Annotated in this window: 1 protein-coding gene; it reads right to left on the reverse strand. The window is 70.7% G+C overall.

Annotated elements, in window-relative coordinates:
• Positions 1-905, reverse strand: a 905-nt coding sequence (locus BN11_RS17965; RefSeq protein WP_235435535.1) for a carbohydrate-binding domain-containing protein, incomplete at its 3' end; no start/stop codon positions are given.
• Between the last annotated feature and the right edge of the window lie 227 nt (positions 906-1,132).

Here is a 1,132-nt window from a genome sequence, read left to right on the forward strand (position 1 = left end):
GCGGTGACCGTGGCGTCGGTGAGGGTGACCTGGCCGTTGGCGTCCACGGCGCCGGTGCCGCCGCCGGAGGCGCTGGTGATCGTGATCGTGCCGCCGGTCAGGGCGACCGAGCCGTTGGAGTCGATACCGTCCTGGCCCGCGTTCACGGTCACGGTGCCGCCGCTGATCGTCAGCAGGGAGCCGTCGTCGGACTCGGTGCCGCCGGTGACGCCGTTGATCGCGGTGGCGTTGATGCCGTCGTCGGAGGCGGTCACCTCCACCGTGCCGCCGGAGATGGTGATGGTCTGGGACTCGATGCCCTCCACGGACTGCGTCACCGTGACAGTGCCGCCGGTGATGTCGAGGGCCCGCTCGGAGTGCACCCCGTCGTCGCCGGCCTCGATCGAGAGCGTGCCCCCGTCGATGCGCACCCAGCCACGGTCCTCCTCCTCCGCGTTGTCGGACTTGACGGCGTCGCCGCCGGACGTGACGCTCAGGGTGCCGTCGAGGACGTAGACGTAGTCCTTGCCGCGGATGCCGTCGTCGGCAGCTGTGACGGTGACCGTGCCCGAGGCGATGACCAGGCCGTCCTTGGTGCTGATGCCGTCGCCGGCGTTGCCGGTGACGTCGAGGGTGCCGGAGCCGGCGATCGTCAGGTCGGAGGCCGAGGCGAGGGCGGCGACGGGTGTGGCGTCGTCGGCGACGGTGTAGTTCGAGCCGTCGGCGAGGACATTGGTGGTGCCGTCCTCGAGGTAGACCGTGACCTCGTCCGCACTGGTGATCGCTACGGCGGTGCCGTCGGCGTTGGTGATGGACACGCCGTCGAGGATCAGCACGACGGTCTCGTCGTCAGGGGCGGCGACGACCAGCTGACCGTCGCTCAGCGTGCCGGAGATCCGGTAGACCCCGCCGCTCGTGATCGTCACGGTGTCGCCGTCGACAGTGACACCGTCACCGCTCGAGGCACCGTCGGCGAGGGTGACGGCGACCTCCTCCGAGGCCTCCCAGGTCAGGTCGTCATCGTCGTAGTGGGTGTCGGTGGAGGTGGTGGAGGTAGCGGAGGTGGTGGAGGTGCTGGCGGAGGTGGTCGACGCCGAGTCGCCGGACCCGGCCGTGTCGCTGTCCGACGTGGTCGACGCGACGGAGCTGGCGG

The sequence above is a fragment of the Nostocoides australiense Ben110 genome (genome assembly GCF_001050535.1).
In the GTDB taxonomy this organism is placed as follows: Bacteria; Actinomycetota; Actinomycetes; order Actinomycetales; family Dermatophilaceae; genus Nostocoides_A; species Nostocoides_A australiense.